This window comes from Streptomyces sp. NPDC034670, from assembly GCF_055574875.1.
This window is the reverse complement of record NZ_JBVITR010000038.1, coordinates 5,359-24,523: the sequence shown is the minus strand read 5'-3', so window position 1 is coordinate 24,523 and position 19,165 is coordinate 5,359. Positions and strand designations below refer to the sequence as shown.

At 72.8% G+C, this 19,165-nt stretch carries 16 protein-coding genes and 1 pseudogene; 7 read left to right on the top strand and 10 right to left on the bottom strand.

The window, feature by feature from the left end; genetic code table 11:
- Positions 1-800: 800 nt before the first annotated feature.
- Positions 801-2,384 carry an endonuclease/exonuclease/phosphatase family protein gene (locus tag ACZ56B_RS23045; RefSeq protein WP_468793692.1) on the top strand — a complete coding sequence of 528 codons (1,584 nt, stop codon included), beginning with the start codon at positions 801-803 and terminating at the stop codon, positions 2,382-2,384.
- Positions 2,385-2,746: 362 nt separating this feature from the next.
- Here ACZ56B_RS23045 and ACZ56B_RS23040 read toward each other — a convergent pair whose 3' ends face one another.
- Entirely contained in the window at positions 2,747-3,337 is a 591-nt protein-coding gene (locus ACZ56B_RS23040; RefSeq protein WP_468793689.1) for a sigma-70 family RNA polymerase sigma factor, read from the bottom strand.
- Positions 3,338-3,467: 130 nt separating this feature from the next.
- Positions 3,468-4,142, bottom strand: coding sequence for a hypothetical protein (locus ACZ56B_RS23035; RefSeq protein ID WP_468793686.1), 675 nt, complete (start codon positions 4,140-4,142; stop codon positions 3,468-3,470).
- 284 nt (positions 4,143-4,426) lie between these two features.
- Between ACZ56B_RS23035 and ACZ56B_RS23030 the strand changes: the two genes are divergently transcribed.
- From ACZ56B_RS23030 to ACZ56B_RS23015, 4 genes are all read left to right on the top strand, one after another.
- Positions 4,427-5,167, top strand: coding sequence for a class I SAM-dependent methyltransferase (locus ACZ56B_RS23030; RefSeq protein ID WP_468793683.1), 741 nt, complete (start codon positions 4,427-4,429; stop codon positions 5,165-5,167).
- A gap of 318 nt (positions 5,168-5,485) precedes the next feature.
- Positions 5,486-6,541: a pyridoxal-phosphate dependent enzyme gene (locus ACZ56B_RS23025; protein WP_468793795.1), complete on the top strand. Its 1,056-nt coding sequence runs from the start codon at positions 5,486-5,488 to the stop codon at positions 6,539-6,541.
- Complete coding sequence (locus tag ACZ56B_RS23020; RefSeq protein ID WP_468793680.1) at positions 6,538-7,764, top strand: ATP-grasp domain-containing protein; 1,227 nt, start codon at positions 6,538-6,540, stop codon at positions 7,762-7,764. Before ACZ56B_RS23025 ends, ACZ56B_RS23020 begins: the two co-directional genes overlap by 4 nt.
- Complete coding sequence (locus ACZ56B_RS23015) at positions 7,754-9,010, top strand: MFS transporter (RefSeq protein WP_468793677.1); 1,257 nt, start codon at positions 7,754-7,756, stop codon at positions 9,008-9,010. The genes ACZ56B_RS23020 and ACZ56B_RS23015 overlap by 11 nt, the downstream gene beginning before the upstream one ends.
- A gap of 557 nt (positions 9,011-9,567) precedes the next feature.
- Here ACZ56B_RS23015 and ACZ56B_RS23010 read toward each other — a convergent pair.
- The 6 genes from ACZ56B_RS23010 to ACZ56B_RS22985 form a co-directional block, all read right to left on the bottom strand.
- Positions 9,568-10,971 (bottom strand): alpha-lytic protease prodomain-containing protein, encoded by a 1,404-nt coding sequence (locus tag ACZ56B_RS23010; RefSeq protein ID WP_468793673.1) that lies wholly within the window; start codon positions 10,969-10,971, stop codon positions 9,568-9,570.
- A gap of 93 nt (positions 10,972-11,064) precedes the next feature.
- A complete protein-coding gene (locus ACZ56B_RS23005) occupies positions 11,065-12,030 on the bottom strand; it encodes a LysR family transcriptional regulator (RefSeq protein ID WP_468793670.1) in 966 nt (321 codons plus the stop codon).
- Positions 12,031-12,726: 696 nt separating this feature from the next.
- Positions 12,727-13,011, bottom strand: a complete 285-nt coding sequence (locus ACZ56B_RS23000) for a hypothetical protein (RefSeq protein WP_468793667.1) — start codon at positions 13,009-13,011, stop codon at positions 12,727-12,729.
- A gap of 151 nt (positions 13,012-13,162) precedes the next feature.
- Positions 13,163-13,936, bottom strand: coding sequence for a calcium-binding protein (locus ACZ56B_RS22995; RefSeq protein ID WP_468793664.1), 774 nt, complete (start codon positions 13,934-13,936; stop codon positions 13,163-13,165).
- Between the two features lie 184 nt (positions 13,937-14,120).
- Positions 14,121-14,501, bottom strand: coding sequence for a hypothetical protein (locus ACZ56B_RS22990; protein ID WP_468793661.1), 381 nt, complete (start codon positions 14,499-14,501; stop codon positions 14,121-14,123).
- A 295-nt stretch (positions 14,502-14,796) separates the two neighbouring features.
- The gene (locus ACZ56B_RS22985; protein WP_468793658.1) at positions 14,797-15,312 is read right to left on the bottom strand and encodes a lytic polysaccharide monooxygenase auxiliary activity family 9 protein; all 516 of its coding nucleotides are present in this window, start codon (positions 15,310-15,312) and stop codon (positions 14,797-14,799) included.
- Positions 15,313-15,832: 520 nt separating this feature from the next.
- Between ACZ56B_RS22985 and ACZ56B_RS22980 the strand changes: the two genes are divergently transcribed.
- Complete coding sequence (locus ACZ56B_RS22980) at positions 15,833-16,807, top strand: AraC family transcriptional regulator (protein ID WP_468793655.1); 975 nt, start codon at positions 15,833-15,835, stop codon at positions 16,805-16,807.
- Positions 16,808-16,847: 40 nt separating this feature from the next.
- Positions 16,848-17,678 carry a dioxygenase family protein gene (locus tag ACZ56B_RS22975; RefSeq protein WP_468793652.1) on the top strand — a complete coding sequence of 277 codons (831 nt, stop codon included), beginning with the start codon at positions 16,848-16,850 and terminating at the stop codon, positions 17,676-17,678.
- Here the strand turns inward: ACZ56B_RS22975 and ACZ56B_RS22970 are convergent.
- Positions 17,666-17,967: pseudogene (locus tag ACZ56B_RS22970) on the bottom strand (IS5/IS1182 family transposase); the annotation flags it as partial. The gene ACZ56B_RS22975 and the pseudogene ACZ56B_RS22970 overlap by 13 nt on opposite strands.
- A 141-nt stretch (positions 17,968-18,108) precedes the next feature.
- Complete coding sequence (locus ACZ56B_RS22965) at positions 18,109-18,678, bottom strand: hypothetical protein (protein WP_468793649.1); 570 nt, start codon at positions 18,676-18,678, stop codon at positions 18,109-18,111.
- Positions 18,679-19,165: the final 487 nt, after the last annotated feature.

Sequence of the window (19,165 nt, the reverse complement as noted above, 5' to 3'; positions counted from 1 at the left end):
GGCGCCCCCCCTCCCCCCCCCCCCCCCCCCCCCCCCCCCCCCCCCCCCCCCCCCCCCCTCGGCCGTGTCGCGTGTTCTCGCCGGAGTCACCGAACAGCGGCCGTACTTCGACGAAGCCGGACGGGGCGTCCGGCGGACGGGCGGCGATCTGTCGGCTCGTGCCCGGTCGGCGCACTCCAGGATGAACCACCCGGCCGGCTGCTCCTGTGCCTCCGCTGTCGGCCCGTCGGTCACGTGCGTGGTGCCGTCGCGCACGCTCACGGTCCGCGTGGTCGCCGGGTCGGGCAGGGCTTCCCCGCCCACGAGTTCACCGGACCCGCTGAGCTCGGCGAACAACTGGTTCATCTCCTGGAGCACCGTGCCGCGGTCCGACTGCGGCAGAGCCTGCGCCTGCTTCGTCCGCGGAGGAACCGGGTGTCCCCGGCTCTCTGCCTTGCAGTGGATCATCGATGCGAACCGCACGGCGTGGGCCTGCTTCCTTGTTCCCTGTCGGTTTCCGGTCATCACCGGGACCGCTTCCGCGCACGCAACTCGTCGCGCTTCACCGCAGGCCCAGGAGCCACCGCGTCCGGCGCCCGGCGGCCGGGCGCAAGGACCGGGAGCAAGGACCGGGACGAGTTCATCTCCGGCGGCAGAACCGACGGGCCTCGGCCCGCCGCCCGGGCCGTCGCGAGCGCGTGAGTGACATCGTCCAGGCCGTCGCCGGCCTGCTGCCCCACCAGCGGACCGCGGACCTCGCCCCGGCACAGCGGACGTGAGCACCGAGTCGCGCCGAAGCCCTCGACGCCTCACCGCCTGCCGTGCACGAACTCGTTAGGGTGCTGAAGTTCAAGACCACGTGGTCCACAGGGGAGGGATGGATGCGCCGAGTCTTTCGGCTGTTCGTGCTGTTCTGCGTCGCGGTGGCCAGCTTGCAGGTGCTGTCCGCGCCACCGGCAAGCGCGGCAGAGGTGTCACAGGATGCCGGGGCGGTCGCCAAGTCGGCTGGTCAGAAATGGGCCCTGAAGTCCCTGGCGAACGGGAAGTACGTCTCCGTCGCGCTCAACGAGACCGACACCCGGCTGCAGTGGCGGTTACAGGCCCGTGCCTCATCGGTCGGCTCCTGGGAGCGGCTGACGCTGCACACCAACCACAGGGCGAAGACGATCGGCCTGCGGTCCGAAGTCACCGGTTTCTTCGTCACGGCGGAGTTCCATGACGGCGGGGACCGGAAGGGGATGCTCAGGGCCAGGGGCGTCCGGCTCGGGCAATGGCAGCAGTTCGTCCCGCAGTACTTGGCTGATTCACCACCGCCCGGATCACCTGCCGGCTCACTCGTGCTGGCGTTGAAAGGGAGCGAGAAGGCCCAGGACGACGCGGCGGCCACGCCTGCCGAGAAGGAGCAGAGGTACGTCTCCGCCGAGATCGGTGACGGGGGCGGGGGTCTGTTGCGGGCACGGTCCACGTCGCTCGGTTCCTGGGAGAAGTTCGTTCTCGAGCCGGTAGCCGGCGCCGGCGGCGGCGCGCTGCCGGCTCCCGGGACGCCGACCGACTCGACGATCAACGTGATGTCGTGGAACGTCTGCGCCAACAACAACGCCGAGTGCGGGTGGAGCGACGAACGCGCCGGTCACGTCGAGCTCAACGAGCAGATCAGGAGTCGGCTCAAGAACCCGGACGTCGTCTTCTTCCAGGAGTTCTGCGAGAAGCACGCCAAGCGCGTCGAGGAGATGCTGGAAGACGAGACAGGCAACGGCTGGGACGTTCGGTTCGCCCCCCTTCACCATGCGACGTCGGGGGGACCCCGCGTTCAGAAGCAGTGCGCCATGGGTCCTGCGCCGGACAGTGCCGACCGGGGATCTTTCGGCGTCGCCGTCGCCGTGCCTGACGAGAACGTCTGGTACAAGCGTCACGACCTCCCCTCTCCGGCAGCCGACGAGCACGAACAGCGATCGGCCCTGTGTGCCGCTCTGCCTTCACGGGCCGTCATGGTGTGCAACGCACACTTCAGCGCGGGCGGCGCGGCCTTCGGCGATCCGGAGGGAGTCTTCCGCACCGAGCAGGCCCGGGAGATGGGAGCCGTCGTCAGGGGCTATGAGGCGAAGGGCTACCGGGTGGTCTTCGGTGGCGACTTCAACTCCGTCCCTCCGGACTTCACGACGTCCGACGGTCCCCGCACGATTCTCGTCGACGCCTACGCGGCACACCGCGAGTGCGACGAGGGCAGCATCGCGGGCAGCCCACGGAACGGCGAAGCCACGAAGCCGCTCGACGGCCGCGAGATCAAAATCGATTACATCTTCGGCCCGGACACTGCGCGGTTCACTTCCTGCACCGTGACCCGTGACGTCGGAAAGTCGGATCACTACCCGATCTACGGGACCGTGAGCCTGACCGGCGCCTGACGCTCCGGGGGGCTCCGGCCACGCCGCCGGTGGCGTGGCCGGAGCTCCCTCAGGGGGCGACGCCGGTACTCGCATGGGCGCCGCGGTGCCGTCGGTGGGCGAGGGCGCACCGACGGCAGGACCGCCTCTTCGTCCGCCGCAGCCGATGCGTCCCCCGCCTCCCCCGTCTGGGCGGTCGCGGGTGGGCACCGAGGTGCCGTCCACGATCACAACGGTGCCCCTGCGCACAGCTGCTTCATGCCGGTGGCCCGACGGGGAACTCGCCGTCGTACGCGTGGAAGCCGTCGTGGGCGGTCCCCTGCCGGTGTCGCCGGGACAGCGCGGACATGCCGCAGGGGCGGCGGCCCCCGCCGTGCGGCTCGTCAGGCCGCGGAGCGCATCGGCGTGGGGTGCTCGGCGTCGTTCAGCCACTCGATCAGGCAGGTGCGGGCGCGTGCCACTCGGGAGCGCACCGTCCCCACCGGGCAGTTGCTGACGAGTGCCGCTTCCGCGTAGGGCAGCCCGAGTAACTGGGTGAGGACGAAGGCCTCGCGGCGTTCGTCGGGCAGGTTGGCCAGCAGATCGGCGAGGACGACGCCGTCGTCGAATCCGGGCAGGCCGTGCGGCTGGGTCCGTTCGGCGGCGGCCTGCCAGTCGTCGGTGTCCGACAGACGGGGCCGGACCGCGGCGTTCCGGAAGCTGTCGACCACTGCGCGCCGGGCGATGGTCAGCAGCCAGGTGCGCGCCGAGGAGCGGCCTTCGAAGCGGTGCAGGCTGGTGAGGGCCCGCAGGAACGTGTCCTGGGTCAAGTCGTCCGCGGTCTGGGGATCGGCACCGAGGCTGGTCACGTAGCGGCGGACGTCGCGGTGCAGGGCTCGCACGAAGTGTTCGACCGCTTCGGCGTCACCGCTGCGGGCGGCGAGTGCCCAGGACGTCGACTCGTCGGACGGGGTGGGCAGGGCAGGAGTGGTCATCTGGTGTCCTTCTCGGGAATCCGGCCCCGGCGTCGAACGGCGGCGGGTCCGGTGACGGCGTGCGGCCGCACGGAGGTGATCGGCGTACGACCGCAAGGAGGCGTACGGCCGGTGCCCGGGCCGTCCGGGCTCAGGGTGCCGGGACGGTGTCGGGAAACCGGCTGTCGGACGACAGCGGTCCCGGCGGGCCCCGAGAGATGATCGTGTGGACGAGGAGGAGCCGCCGCGGCGTACGGGCGGACCGGTTCCGGTGGGGGCGGATGCGCGGACGGTACGGTGGGGCGGGCAGCAGGAGGGGCAGCCGCAGCGGTGCGACGAGCCATCCGGCGAGTGTCCGCAGGATGCGGAAGGCGGCGCGTTCTCCGTACGCGAGCCACAGGCTGCACAGCAGGGCGGCCAGCAGGTGGGCCGCGCCCATGCCGGTCGACGACATGCCCGCCGTGCCCTGGCTCATGTGACCCAGGTGGGCCATGTGTTCCAGCGGCGTGCTGTCCGCCATGACGTGGTGGTGAGCGGTGGGTGCGGCGGGGTCCGGCCGGTGGGGTCGCGTCACCGTCTGGGCCAGCGAGTACCACACGTGCAAGCCGATCTGGGCGGTCATCGCCACGGAGGCGACCAGGGGAAGTCCGCGCTCCCGCCCGGTCAGGCACCATGCCGTGCCACCGGTCCCCACGAGTGCCGCGGCCACGGCCCACCAGGGCACCGCGGAGCCCGACACCATGCGATGTCCCAGGGCGGCGAGCAGCGCACAGACGGCTGCGAACACCGCAGCCCGTGCCGCGCGACAGCCCCACCCCACAGTCATGGCGGGCTCATCCTCGCATCCGCGCGTCTCGCGCCACGGGTACTCCTGCCGGATCAGTACGGATGGCGACCGGGCGTGCCGCTCACACCGGCTCGTGTGCACCATCCCACGGCAACAGGCTGGAGATGAAGGGGTGTTGAGGCCTACCGCGTGCGATGTCGAAGCTCTCGCCACTGTCGTGAACTGCCGGGAACCACCTGCCGGAAGCGGCCGACTACTGAAATGGCGAGAGTGACAGGAGCTGCCGACAGGGCCCGTGGGGTCCAGGAGGGAGGCCGAGCGTCTTGGAATGGTACGAGGACGACTCTCTGTGGTCCGACTTCGCGCCCGTCATGTTCTCCCCGGCGCGTGCGGAGTCCGTGGCCGAGCTGGTGGCCACGTCGCCTCTCCTCGACTTCCCGCCCGGGTCCAGGGTGCTCGACCTGTGCTGTGGTCCGGGACTGTTCGTGGTGCCGCTGGCCCGCCGGGGGTTCGACGTCACGGGCGTCGACCTGAGTGAGCCGATGCTGGAGCGGGCGAGGAACGCGTGCGAGGAGGCCGGCGCCGATGTGCGGCTGGTACGAGGGGACATGCTCACCTACACGGCTCCCGGGGCGTTCGATGTCGTCCTGAACGTGTTCACGTCCTTCGGGTACTTCGACGACCCGGACGACAACCTCCGGGTCCTGCGCAACGCACGGGAGAGCCTCGCCCCCGGGGGGCAGCTCCTCGTGGACGTGATGGGCAAGGAGGTCCTGGCCGGCTGGATCGGACGGCCCCAGGCCGTCGACCTGGCGGACGGCTCGTACGTGGTCCAGCGGGACGTCGTCTTCGACAGCTGGCGCAGGCTGCGGACCGACTGGACGCTGGTGCGCGGCACGTCGGCGCGTACGGCGTCCCTGACGTCCTGCCTCTACAGCGCCGCCGAACTGCACGACCTGTTCGTGGCCGCCGGCTTCGCGGACGTGGAGTGCTTCGGCGGTTTCGACGGTTGCGCGTACGACAACCACTCCCGGCGGCTGATCGTCCGGGGGCGCAGGAAGTGACACGGGTCACCGGGTCCCCCCGCGCCGTTCCCCGGCCGGGCCCCGCTCCGCGTGGTCCGCCCCGTCCCGGCAGGGACGGCGGCCCCGGCGCCCGCACCTGCCTCTGCCGCCCGCTCGTGGCCACCTGCTCAGCACCCCGCGGCACTGGAGGACCGGTACACCATGTCACCGCACCACGAGAACCACGATCCCACGCCCGGCATCGCAGCAGCGGCCGGTCCGCCCGGACGCGGCGCGCGGACCGTTCCAGGGGGAACGCGGACGGGAGCCACCGCTTCGCCCCCGCCCGCCACCACCGTCGCACCCGTTCATGAACACATCACCGACGCGTTGAAGACGCCGGACCTGATCCGGCTCGGCAGCAACGTCGTGCTCGCCCGTTTCGAGACGATGAAGGTCTACGCGGCGCTGGGCGCCGTCCGCACGCTGCTGCACCGCGGGCGCGTCGTCCAAGGACAGACCCTCATCGACAGTTCCAGCGGCATCTACGCCCTGGCACTCGCCATGGCCTGCCACCGCTACGGCTTGCGGTGCCACATCGTGGCGTCCACGACCGTCGACTCGGTCATGCGCGCGCAGCTGGAGGTCCTGGGCGCGACGGTCGACCAGATGCCCCCGTCCCGGAACCTCAAGCTCGACCAGGAGCGCCGCGTGCGCCGTGTCCGCGAACTGCTGGCCGGCCGCCCCGACTTCCACTGGATGCGGCAGTACCACGACTCCATCCACTACGCCGGGTACCAGGAGTTCGCCGACCTCGTCACCGGAACACTGCCCGACGCGCCCCTGACCGTCGTCGGCGCGGTCGGTACGGGGGCGTCCACCGGCGGGCTGGTGCGGGCGCTGCGGGAGACGGGGCGGGTGGTGCGCCTGGTGGGGATTCAGCCGTTCGGCAGCGTCACCTTCGGCAGTGAGCGCTTCGACGATCCCGAGGCGATCATCGCGGGCATCGGGAGCTCCATCCCCTTCGGGAACGTCCGGCACGAGCTGTACGACACCGTGCACTGGGTGGACTTCCGGCACGCCATGGCCGGCGCGATCGGCCTCCTGCGGGAACACGCGACCTTCGCGGGGCTGTCCACCGGAGCCGCGCACCTGGTCTCCTCCTGGGAGGCGCAGCGCGATCCCGGGCGCCTCCACCTCGTCCTGGGCGCGGACACCGGCCACCGCTACGCCGAACGGGTCTTCGCCCGGCACACCGAGGCACAGGACATGCGCACCCTCCGGCCCCGGGTCATCCACACGCTCGACGAGCTGTGTCCGCCCTGGTCGGTGATGGAGTGGGAGCGGCGTCCTGATCCCGCGACGGTACGGCCCGGCCGGCGCTCCGACACGAACAGCGTGGAACCCGTCTCGCCCGTGGAGGTGACGCCATGACCATCGCGGCACTGGAGTCCCTGTCCTTCGGCCTGGGCCGCATGGCCGCAGCGGCGGCGGAGGCAGGACACGGCCTGTGCCTGCTGACCGCGGACCGGTCGGTCTACCGGCACGAACTCGACACCCTGCCCGACGACGCGCTCACCGTCATCGACGTCGACACCTTCGACGGGACGGCGACCCGCGGCGCGCTGGCCGCCGTGCCCGACTTGGCCGGCCTGCTCAACACCACCGACACCTGGAGCGTGCCGGCCGCCGACCTCGCGGCCGAACTGGGGCTCCCCGGCCCGGACCCGGCCGCGGTACGGCTGCTCCGCGACAAGTACCGGGTACGAGAGCTCCTGCACCGCCGGGGACTGAGCCGGAGCGGTGCCGTGCGCGTCGTCCCGGGGCCGGACAGCGCCGCCGAGGTGCGTCGTGCGGTTGGTCTGCCGGCCGTGCTCAAGGACTCCTCGGGCACCTCCTCGCGCAACGTCTGGATCGCCCACGACGAGGAAGCACTGCGCCGCGCGCTCGACGAAGCCGCCCGGCGGCAGCTCATGGGGGAACTGTTCGCGGAGACGTTCCTGGCCGGGCCGCTCTACAGCGCCGAGACTCTCAGCTGGGACGGCGCCACCCGGCTGCTCGGCGTCCTCAGTCGGCAGACGTCCAGGCAGCCCGCGGTACGGGAGGAGGCCGCCGCCTTCCCCATCGCGCTGCCGGCGGCCGAGTCGGCCGCCGTCGAGCAGTGGGTCGGAGACGTCCTGCACGCGGCGGGGCATCACAGCGGTTTCGCCCACGTGGAGTTCATCCTCACCACCGGGGGACCGGAGCTCGTCGAGATCAACCGCAGGATCGGCGGAGCCCTGGTGGGAGAGGTCATGTGCCGCTCGCTCGGGACCAACGTGTACACCGCCATGATGGAGGAGGCACTGGGCCGCAGACCACGCCTCATGGACGCCCCGCTCGACCACACCGGCCCCGCACACGCCTTCGTCCTCGTCTACGCGGACCGGCCGGGTGTCCTCAAGGGCTGGCACGGGCTCGACGAGCTGGCCGCCTTCCCCGGAGACGTGCGCTGGTACCCGACCAGAGCGCCGGGAGACGTGCTGCCGCAGGTGGGGGACCAGCGCGGCTGCACCGGCATCGTGCTGGCCGAAGCCGCGACGGCGGAGCTGGCGCAGCACCGGGCGTGGAGCGCGGCCACCCGCGTGTGCCCCGTCGTCGCCGACGATGGGCCCTGAGCCCCGGCCCGGTGGGGGGCGGGCCACGGGTCCGCGGGCTTTCCTGCTGGCCGCCTCGTTCCTGATCACTCTGGGCAGCTTCGCCGTCCTGCCGTACATGTCGGTGCTGCTGCACCAGCGGCTCGGGCTGGGGCTCGGCACGGTCGGCGTCGTGCTGGCCGTCGCCTCGCTGGTGCAGTTCTCCGGCGGCGTGGTCGTCGGCGCGCTGGCCGCGCGCATCGGCTTGCGAGCCACCATGCTGACGGCGCTGGCCGTGCGGACGGCCGGGTTCGCGGCGTTCGTGCCCGGGATGACCAGCCCCGTGCTCGCGGTCGGTGCCCTGTTCCTGGTCTCTTGCGGGGCGGCCCTGTACCTCCCGGCGAACAAGGCGTACTTGGTGGAGGGAGCCGACGAGGCGGACCGGCCCCGCCTGCTGTCGGCGAGCGGGGCGGCCTTCAACGCGGGTATCGCCCTCGGCCCGCCGGTCGCGGCACCCTTCGTCCTGGGCTCGCCCACCGTGCTCTTCTCCTGCGTCACCGCGCTGTTCGCGCTCGTCGGCGTCGGCCACGCTCTGCTGCCGCCGGCCGCGGTGCGCCCGGCGGCCGGCGGGACGCGGGGGGCCACCGGCGGCGCCGACCGGCTCCCCCGTCACGACGGGGGCCTGCCGCCCTTCGCCGTGACCGTGCTGAGTGTGTACGTCTTCATGTCCTTCCAGCACTACTTGGCGGTCTACACCGTCCCGCGCACCTCGGCGGCCTACTACGGGGCGGTGCTGACGGGGTATGCCTGCCTCCTGGTCATCGCCCAGCCGCTGCTGTCGCGGTGGATCGCCGCACTCGCCTACCGGGACGCCCTGAAGGTGGGCTTCGGGAGCATGGCGGCGGGGACGGCCGGCATCGCGTACGGCGGTTACGCGGGCATCGGCGCGGGAGCGACGCTCATGTGTGTGGGCGAGGTCGTGCTCTTCCTGAAGAACGACCTGGAGGCGCTGGCCCGTTCGCCCTCGGCACCGGCCTCGGTCTTCGGCCGACAGCGGCTGGCGGCCGGCCTCGGGGCGTTCGGCAGCGGAGCGGTCGGCGGTCAGGTGTACGCGGGCGCGGAGGCCATGGGCTCGGCACGGGGGTTCTGGCTCGCAGTATGCCTGCAGGCCCTGCTTCTTCCCGTCCTGCTGACGGCCGTGGTACGCCACCGTCGCACCGGGGCCCTCGTCCCGGAACCCGGCGGCGGGCGGCCGTCGTCACAGCGGCGGCAGCCACCGCGGGGGTGAGAGAGGGAACTTCCTTCCTATGGCGTGGGGCACGTGAAGGTGGTGGGCACTTTCGTCCTTCCCGCTCCGACTCGTCCAAGGGCGCGGCTCGGCACACCCCTGCCCGGAAAGCCGGCACCTCCGCTCACCAGCCGAAGCGACTGGAGAGGCAGCGCCATGACGTCGTTGCCGGCGCAGCCCGCCTCCGAACCGGCCGACGGTCCGGACGAGGGCGGTGCCCGCGCGGAGGGCGGGGATGGCCGTGCTGGGACGGGAGGAGGGGACCCTTCGCAGCTCAATCGCTCGATGGAGTGAGACCCGCGGCTGTTCGCCGACCAGGCCGCTGCCGCGCTTCCGAGGCCGGCACCCCGGGCGAGACCGCTTCCGTGCGGTCCTGGCCCCGCCGCCGGGAGAGGTGCCGCCCGTGCGCATCCGACGTGATCGGCGTCGGCGGGAGCACGGATGCAGCCGCTGGCGCCGAGAACGATCACGGCCCGGCCGCCCGGCCCCGGGCCGCCGTCAGGGCGCGCCCGGGGCCGGTGCGTCCCCCCTCCCCCGTCGGGCAGGTCAGTCGTGGTTCACACGCGCTGCCACAACGCCGGGGCGTTCGGGGGCTCCCAGCCCGTCTGGGCCTGGTGGCCCTGGAGGCAGCGGTAGGTGGCGCCGCCGTGAGTGACCGTGTCGCCCGCCTGGTAGACGTTGCCGATCGCCCAGGTGCCGCCCGGTTCCTCCCCGGGCGGTTCCTCGTCGCCGCCGGTCGTCCTCAAGGTGAGGCCGTAGTTCTGGAGGAGCGGGTTGATCGGCTGGAAGTACGTGGTGCCACCACTGCTGCAGTTGCCCGAGCCGCCCGAGGTGACGCCCTGCGCCTGGCTGCCGGAGAGGTACGAGCCGCCGGAGTCGCCGGGCTCGGCGCAGACCGAGGTGCGGGTGACGCCGCTGATGGTGCCCTCGGGATAGGTCACGCTGGTGTTCAGCTGCTGGATGACCCCGCAGTGCCAGCCCGTGGTGGAGCCGGAGCGGCAGACGGAGGAGCCGACCGGGGCCTGGGTGGAGCCGGTGACCTGGACGTTCTGGCCGCCCGCGCCCTTCACGTACGGTGTGGCCGTCCAGTTGGAGTTGGTGGCGACCCAGGCCATGTCGCGGCCCGGGAAGGTCGAGCCCTGGAAGGTGCCCTGGGCGATCCGGTTGTGGCCGCTGGTGCTGTTGCCGGTCCGGCCGCAGTGCCCGGCGGTGGCGTAGCCGGCCTGGGTGCCCTTGGTGACGGGGAAGCCGATCGAGCAGCGGCCGCTGTTGTTGATGTAGTACGCCTCGCCGCCGCGCAGGTCGTAGAACGGGCGGGGCCGCTCGGCCGACTTCTCGACGCGGGCGAGGGACGTGCCGATCCCGGCCGCCGACAGGAGGGCGCGGGCCGCGGCCGGCCGTGCGGCCTGCACGACGACCTGGTTGGTGCGGATGTCGACGTACCAGACGGGCGCGTCGGTGGTGTCGCGGCCGGTAGCCGCCCGGTCCAGGCGGGCTTGGGCGGCGTCCAGCTCGGTGAGGGAGTGGCGTACGACGGTGGCCTCGGCCCCCTGTGCCTCGATGACCGGTACGTCCCGGGCGTCCGTCGTCGCCACCCTCAGGGTGCCGGACTCGGCGCCGGCCACCCAGGCGCCCGCGAAGCCGGGGCCGAGCGCGGCGCGCAGACGGCCCGCGGTGGCTCCGGCCTCGGCCTCGTTCGCCAGCCGCCGCTCCACCTGCTTCCGGTCGAGGCCGAGGTCGCGTTCCATGGACTTCAGCAGGGCGGGCGGGGCGGCGGCGGTGCGGAGGGTGTCGGCGGCCGACGGGGCGCCGTCGGGTACGTCGCCGGGGGTCGTGCCCGCGCTCGCGGAGCCGCTGAGCCCGGCCACGAGCAGCGTGGCCGTCGCCGCCAGCGCGGCGCCCACGGCGACGGCTCGGGTTCTGGCCCGGGCTCGGGTGTGTCGTTGGAGCAGGGAGGACATGGGGCGTCTCCTCGGTTCCGGACGGGAAGGTGCCGAAACCGTAGGGAGGGCCGACAGGTCCTCATAAGACGTCGGTCGACCCTCTGCCCGGTGTTATGGAAGGGCCGGGGGCGCCGGGTCCCGGTGGGTCGACGACCAGGTGGTGTGGCTGTCGTTGCCCACCGCCACCTCGGCGTGGGCCATCCGGGCCTGGGCCAGCACGGTCGCGGCGGTGCTGTCCTGCTGGGCCACCGCGTGCCAGCCCAGCAGGTGTCGCCAGGTCAGAGGAGTGCCCACGAGCGGCCGGGTGATCACTCCCGGGGTGGCGGGGAAGGTGGCCCGGCACATCCCGGCCGCCCGGCCCACCTGGACGAGGTGCACCAAGGCCGCGGTGTCCGTCTCGTACATCCGCCGGGGCGTGAACCCGGAGCGGGCGCAGGCAGCGGTGAAGCAGTCGCCGAAGCAGCCGTCGCCCGGTACGCAGACCCAGTCCTCGTCGGCCAGCTCCGCCAGGTCCAGCTCCGCGCGGCGGGCGAGCGGGTGGCCGGCCGCGAGCATCACGAGCACCGGGTCGACCGCGACCTCCCGCCACACCAGGTCCCCGGCACCGGGCGGGGAGGCAGAACCGCAGGTACCGGCGAGCGCGAAGTCCAGCCGCCCCTCCGCCAGCAACCCGGCCAGTTCCCGCTCGGACCAGGAGGTGCAGGTGATGACCCGGGCATCGGGTACCGCATCGGCCAGCCGGTCCACCAACGCGCCCAGCAGTGGACCGTGGGTACCGCCCAGCCGGAAGCAGGCGGTCGCACGCGGGGTGCGGGCGAACCGTGCCGCTTCCTGCTGCAGTTCGGTCACCACGGGCAGCACGACACGGGTGCGTTCCAGGACGAGTTCACCGAGCGCCGTGATCCTCACCCCATGCCGCCCCCGCTCGAACAGCGTGCCGCCCAGGGCCCGTTCGATCCGCTTGAGCTGTGCGCTCAGCGCGGGCTGCGCCAGGCCCAGATCGGTCGCAGCCCTGGTGAGGCTGCCCGCGTCCGCGATCGCCCTGATCGTCTTCAGATGCCGCAACTCCAGCTCCATGGGGGGATCTTGCGGCGTGACGAGGGCGGGGGCAAGAGGTTGGTACGGACCAGCATCGGTGGCCGTCGGCACGGTTCCGGCCAAGGGCGGCGACCCGGCGTCCTCCGGTAGCCCTCCGGGTCGCCCGGTTCCCAGGGGACGAGAGCCCGGTCCCCGGGAGACGACGGGAGGGAGCACCTGGTCGTGGTCCCGAGTGCGGGCGACCAGTCACCGGGCCCGGGCGAACCGCGCCCGGGAGAGCGCCCCGGACAGGTGCGGCCGGACTCCACGGCCGCGACGGAGGAGCAGGGCCGGCCGGGCGCCGGTCGGTCCGAGTTGCGGTCACCGCGTCCGCGGGCATGGCGGAAGAGCCGGTCATCGCTGGCGGGAGCATCGGATCTCAGCCGGTGCGGCACGTCCGGGCGAGCACGGTCCGCCCGTCGGCCGCCTTCGGCGGTGGCGGGCCCGCCAGCGCGCGGCGCAACCGTGCCGACTCCAGCCGAGCGCGGTCCGGGGCCGTGGGCAGCGCACCGCGTCCGTGCGTCCGCCTCGGCCGTCTCGACCGGGCCCGACCGGAAGGTGCAGCGACTGCGCCACGGCTCCCTTCTCGGGGGCCGTCCGTCCGTGCGGGTCCCCGTCTGCGCGGGGGCTTCGGTCCGGGTGCCGAAGGGTGCGCGAGGACAGGAAGCGGGCCGCCCGAGGACGGTGCCGGGGTGGTCAGGCAGACGGCCGGCCCGTGATGGCGGGCAGCGTCGTCGACCTCGTGCGGCGATAGGTCACAAAGCCGTTCACGGTCACCCCTGTCCAGATGACGGTACTCACCAGCGGCCACCACAGATCCCGTCCCTGTTCACCCCGGACGAGACTGCCGACCCAGCTGGCCGCCCAGCCGATCGCGAGGAGAAGTGCCGCCCACCTGGCCCACTGCCAGATCCGCATGGTCCCCTGGGCGCGGGTTTCCTGTGGGTTCTGTTCGTCCTGCCGGAATCGTGTGTCGTCCATGTCTACCCGTCTGCCCCCTCCCCGCCCCTCGCCTCCTGCTCCCTCGGGGGAGAGCCGAAAACGGCTGGTTCATTGCTCCACGGCCGCAGATCGTGTTCTTCGTGCCTGCTGTACGGCTTGTCGCAGGGCCTCCGGGCTTCGGGGGGGGGACCTACCGGAGGACGACGTCGCGGCCCGGGCCGCCTTCGACGGTGTCCTTCCCGGGGCCGCCGTCGACCAGGTCGTCGCCGCCCTCCCCGTACAGTGTGTCGTCGCCGGGGCCGCCGAGGACGATGTCGCGGCCGTCCCCGCCCATGGCGCGGTCGTCGCCCGGGCCCGCATGGAGGATGTCCGCACCGTCGTACGCCTCGATCATGTCGTCGCCCCGGCCGCCCCACAGCCGCTGGCCGCCGTCGTCGCCCATCAGGTGGTCCATGCCGTCACCGCCGTCCAGGACCGCGCGCCCCATGACCATGTCGTCCCCCGCGTCGCCCCGCACGGTGTGTGCGGTGTGGGCGTGCAGTGTGTCGTCGCCGGGGCCGCCGCGGACGGTGGCGACCGCGGGGTCGCTGGTGACGACCGTGTCGTCGCGGTCGCCGAGGAAGACATCGATCCTGTCCGGCCGGGGCTTGCCGAGGGGGAGTTCGCAGACGACGAAGGTGTCGTCGCCGGGTTCGAGGTGTGCACAGTGGTCGCCGGGCTCGAGCGGGACCGCGTCGCGGAAGCCGATCCGGCGGACCTCGGCACCGAGGCCCATGGGGATCACGTGGAGGTCGTTGGCCTGTCCCGCGGCGGCGGTGAAGACGATCGACTGGGTCGCCCAGTCGGCGCCGACGCGGGCCTTCGCCCCGGTGACGGCGGGGGCGGCGGCTGCCGGGACGACGGCGAGGCCGGTGACGAGCAGGGTCACGGCGAGCGCGCGGGCGGTGGTTCCGTGTCGGTTCATGGGACCTCGTCTCGACGGGGCGACCGGTGGGTCGACCTGATGGCGGGGGTGGCTGCCGGGGCCTGGCGGGTGGACGTGACGGCAGCGTCCTCGTGGCCGCTTCTCTCGAACGGGAGCCGGTTCGCGGGGTGTTCGGGACGGCCCCTCAGGCCGCGTCCGGTGCGCTCCGTTGTCCCGGGCGTCCTCACGGCGGCGTCGTCCCGCCCCATTCGTCGGCCGCCACCACGAGACAGGCCGCGACCAGGACGACGTTCTTGATGATGTACTGGCCTTCCAGGGTGGGAACCGGCGCGTCCCCCTGCCACATCTCCCCGGAAAGCAGCAGGAGCGCGGAGAAGACGCCGGTCATGTGGGCGAAGAACCCCACCAGGGCCACGCGGAGCAGCACTCCCGTGACAAGACCGAGGCCGATGGCCGTCTCGGCCGCCGCCAGCACCCACAGCACCGCGTCCGGCGGCACCAGGCCGAGGGTGAGCTTCGTCGCGGCCCGGACGGCGACCCCCTCGGCGGGGCTCGCCGCGGGGAAGAACTTGAGGACGCCGAACCAGAGGAACACCGCGCCCACGCAGATCCTGAGGAGCCCCGGGCCGCTCCGCTGGACCCGCCCGGCCAGGGACCGGGCTGCCCGGGTGGCGCGTCCGCCGTCCCCGGTCCCCTCCGGGACGAGCCCCCGAGGGGGGCACGGGCTTCGCTCGCCGACTCCGTCCACCGCCGTACCCACCCTTTCCGTACGTGCTCGCACGCGGTCGCCCGAAGGCTTCCGGCCGCCGAGCGGCCGGGAGAGGAGCAGACGCCCGGTGCCCGGGGCGGACACCGGGACACCAGCCGGCCCCGGCGGGGCCGGCTGGTGCGGCGCCGCGTCAGCTCACGTTCACGTCCACGCAGGCGTAGAAGGCGTTGGCGGTGTCGGCGATGTTCCACACGGCCAGCACCTTCTGCTTGCCGCTCAGGCTGCCGAAGTTCACCTGGTGGGTGACGGTCTCGCCCGGCCGGGCGCCACCGTCGTTGAACTCCGCGATCTTCCGGCCGCCCGCGTAGTACTGCCAGGTGCTGGTGGCGTGGCGGGCCGTCAGCCGCCAGTTGAAGCTGGTCGTCCGGCTGACCGGGGTGACCCTCCAGCCCTTGCTGTCGTTGTCGAGCTCGGCGAAGGCGGCGTTCCCTCCGCTGCAGCTCATCAGGCCCTTGGGGCCCTCGACGCTCTGCGGCTCGTACTTGATGGGGCCGCAGGGGACCAGGCCGGCGGCGCACTGGGCCTGTCGGCTGGGGGGCGAGGAAATGTAGCCGTGCGCGCTCGCGCTGCCGGCCGGCAGGCTGACCACCAGGAGCGGGGCGATTCCCGCGCCGATGGCGGCGGCCAGCATCTTCTTGCTCTTCATGACAACTCCTGTGGGGGGGCCGTGCCCGTCCACCCGAAGGCAGAACGAGCATGATCATGTCAAACAGCGACTCCATGGCCACGAGGGCGGCCACGGGCGGCGACGGAAGCGTACCCTGCTTGGTCTAGACCAAACCAGTGCTCGGGTGCGACCGTCGTGTCCGACGGCCGGCCGGGGGCGGCCGGACGAGCGGTCCCAGCGGCGCGACGGACGGGCACGGACCCCCGGACGTGGGGGGACGGACGGCGACACACCGGGACGCGGGCCGCGCGCGTTCGAGGATGACGGCGGCCCGGGTGAGGCTGCCTGCCTCCGCCACCGCCCGGATGACTCCCAGATGCCGCAACTCCGGTTCCCCGGAGGGCTCGCGACGTGACCGAGAGGGCGGCAAGGGATCGGTACGGACCGATGCGTGGACCCTGTACCCGTCACCCGGATCGAACCGGTGCTCGCAGCCGCACCGCTGTGGGATCGTGACCCACCGGAAGTCGTTGGTCTGCACCAGTCCCGAGGAGGAACGATGCGTAACACCACTGTCCTTCGAGGCACGCCCTGTGTTCCCCCGGCGGCTGGAGAACCCCCCTTGCACCGGCTGGAGTTGCCCGAACCGGGCGCGGCGCCGTTCGCTGCGGGCTCCTTCGAGGAGATGGGCCCGCTGTCCCGGGCGAAGGATCCGCACCGCCACACGTTCTACGAGATCGTTCACCTCACCGCCGGCTCGGGCACTCACCACGTCGACTTCGTCCGCTGGCCGGTGCGGCCACCGCACCTGGCCGTGATACTGCCCGGGCAGATCCACCACTGGCAGGACGACCACGGAGTGGACGGCACGCTGGTGTTGTTCACCGAGGACTTCCTGGTGGACCATCCCGGCGACCGCGAACTGCTGCGGCAGCTCGGGAGGACCTGCTGGTTCGTCCTGGATCCCGAGGACGACGCGCGGATCGGCCGGCTGATGACCGACCTGGCCGCGGAGCACCGGCAGCGGGCCACCGGGCACGAGACCGTGTCACGAGCTCTGCTGCACGCCCTCGTCGTGCACGCCACGCGGCTCCTGGAGCACCACCGCGGCACCGGTCCGGCACAGGCCACCGTCCCGGACACGGCAACCGGCCCGGGCCGGCCCGGTACGCGTCCGTCGAGGCTGGCCGAGGCGTTCACCCGGCTCACGGCCCGGCGGGAGGCGGTCACCTGGTCGGTGCGGGAGTGCGCCGAACGGCTCGGGGTGTCACCCGGACACCTCACCCAGGCCGTGCGCGCGGCCACCGGCCGCAGCCCGCACCGGCTGTTGACCGAGGCCCGCGTGTACCAGGCCCAGCTGCTGCTCGCACACACCGACCTGCCGGTACGACAGGTCGCCGCACGCACCGGTTTCACCGACCCCGCCTACTTCTGCCGGTTCTTCCGCCGGGAGACCGGCACCAGCCCGGGGAGCTTCCGAAAACACCACAGGCGCATCCATCAGTCCATCGCAGCGGTGGAGACGCCCTCCTAGGCTCGATGCCGATCTGACGGCCCCCACCCAAGGAGCAGGTATGGACAGCGAGACGCCGTCTCCGTCGGACGAGTCGCCCCGCCTCGTGCCCCGCAAAACCGTCCTGCGGGCAGCCCTCGCGGCCGGTGCCGCGATACCGGCCGCTCTCATCGGCGGTCCGGCTCCGGCACGCACCTTCGCCTCCGCCGGCGCACCCGTGCCCCTCACCCCGTCCTGCGACGACGGCGACGACCCCACGCCCGAGCAGATGGAAGGCCCCTACTTCAAACCCGACTCGCCCGAACGGGCCACACTGCTGGAACCCGGCACGCCCGGCACCCGGCTCACCGTGAGCGGCTACGTCTTCGGCCGCGCCTGCCTCCCCCTGCCCCGCGCCCTGCTGGACTTCTGGCAGGCGGACGACAAGGGCAACTACGACAACACCGGCTTCCGACTGCGCGGACACCAGTACACCGACTCCCGCGGCGCGTTCACCCTGACCACGATCGTCCCGGGCCTCTACCCGGGCCGTACCCGCCACATCCACGTCAAGGTACAGGCCCCCGGCCGCCCCGTCCTGACGACGCAGCTGTACTTCCCCGACGAACCGCGCAACAACACCGACATGATCTTCGATGCGCGCCTGCTGATGAACGTGCGCGACGGCGACGGCGGCCGCGAGGCGGCCTTCGACTTCGTGCTCGACGTCCAGCAGAACCCCGGCCCGCCCCCCACCACCCCTCCCCCGGGCGGTACATGGGCCGCGGGCACCGCCTACCGCGCCGGGGACCGGGTGACGTACGGAGGTCGCGCGTATGTGTGCCTCCAGGCCCACACGGCCCAGCCCGGCTGGGAACCGCCCTCGGCCCCCGCCCTGTGGCGAGCCGCGTGAGGAGCGCCGAGGCCGGCGGGCCCGCCTCCGGTGCCGCCTCTGCGCCGGTGGTCGGCCCGCCGGTCCTTCGGCTCCGGGATCGTGTGCGCGATGCGGCGTCGTCGCAGGCAGCGGCGGAAGCGGTGGGTCCTGGCGCCGCTGACGTGGCCGGGCCCGGGTCCGTCCGCCCAGCGGTCCCAGCGGTCGGGGAACCCCGGTCCGGTCAGGGCCTCGGTCAGCCGGGGGTGCCGTCCCACTGGTCCGGTGTGAGCAGGAGGGCCGCGGGGCGAGGACCGCACCCTCGCGATCCTCGTGACACCGGGCCGGCGCCACGACGGCACCCGCGCACGTCCTCTGCTGGAACGGGTCCGTCGAGGCGGCGGTCACCCTCGCGTCGTTCCTGCTCCGGGCGAGGTCCGTCTTGAACAGCGGTCCTTTCGGGTGGGACCGTTCACGGGACCAGCGGGGTCATGGAGCGGGCGTGCTCCCACATGCCGCGGAACTGTTCCATCGGGCGCTGCTGCTCGCCGTGGAGGGCGTTGAGGACGACGAGGCCTCCGGTGAGGGCCGGCACTGCCCACTGCGCACAGGCGAGCTGGCGCTGCGCCTTGTTCAGGTCGATGGGGTGCCGACCCGCCTTCTCGTTGTCCTCGGGGTCGGAGGAGGAGGCCAGTTCGACCTTCTTGCCGAGGACACGGGCGTAGGCGGTGGCAGCCAGGGCGGCCGCCGTGACGACGGTCTTGGCCGCCGTGGAGGCGCCCACACCGTGCTGGGTCTTGACCCGGTGGGCATTCACGACGAGCAGGCCGCCACCGCCGAACAGGTGCGCGCCGATGGCGGCGGCGTTGACCGGTACCCACTTCGCCCAGCCGACCGAAGCCATGCGGGCCCGGGCGGCGACCGTGGAGCCCTCGTGCCGGGCCGCCCCGTTGAGACCGACGGCGCCCATCAGGGAGCCGCCGAACCAAGCGGCCAGACCCACGTCGTGCAGGCTGCGGATGAGCGTGTGACGTCCGGACATGATCGTGCTCCTTGAGGGAGTAAGCGGCACGGGCCGACAAGGTGTCGAGCACCCCCTCCACCACCCTCGCTGAACCCGGCCCTCACCGCCATCACGACTGACCCAGACGGTTCGTCCGTGGGTTCTGCCGCCAGCCGGGACCAAGCCCGGGCCGACCGGAGCGGGGAACACCGAAGAGCGTCGTTCACCCTGAATCCGCTGGTCGCGGGGCCGGCGTGGGCGGGTGCCCAGGGCCTGCGCGATGTCGTGATCGATCGGCTGCTCCCGGGGACCAGGGACAAGTCCGTCCGGCACCGACGGGCAGCCGCAGCGATCAGGCCCTACGGGTAGTCGCTCAGCAGGACATCCGCCGATGACTTCTCGAGCCGCCGGCCTGCCCGGCGGCCGTGGGGGGGGGGGGGGGGGGGGAGGCGAGGGGGGGGGGGGGGGGGGGGGGGGGGGGGGTGTGGATGTCTCGGGACTCGGCCCCCCTCCCGTCCCGCCCCCC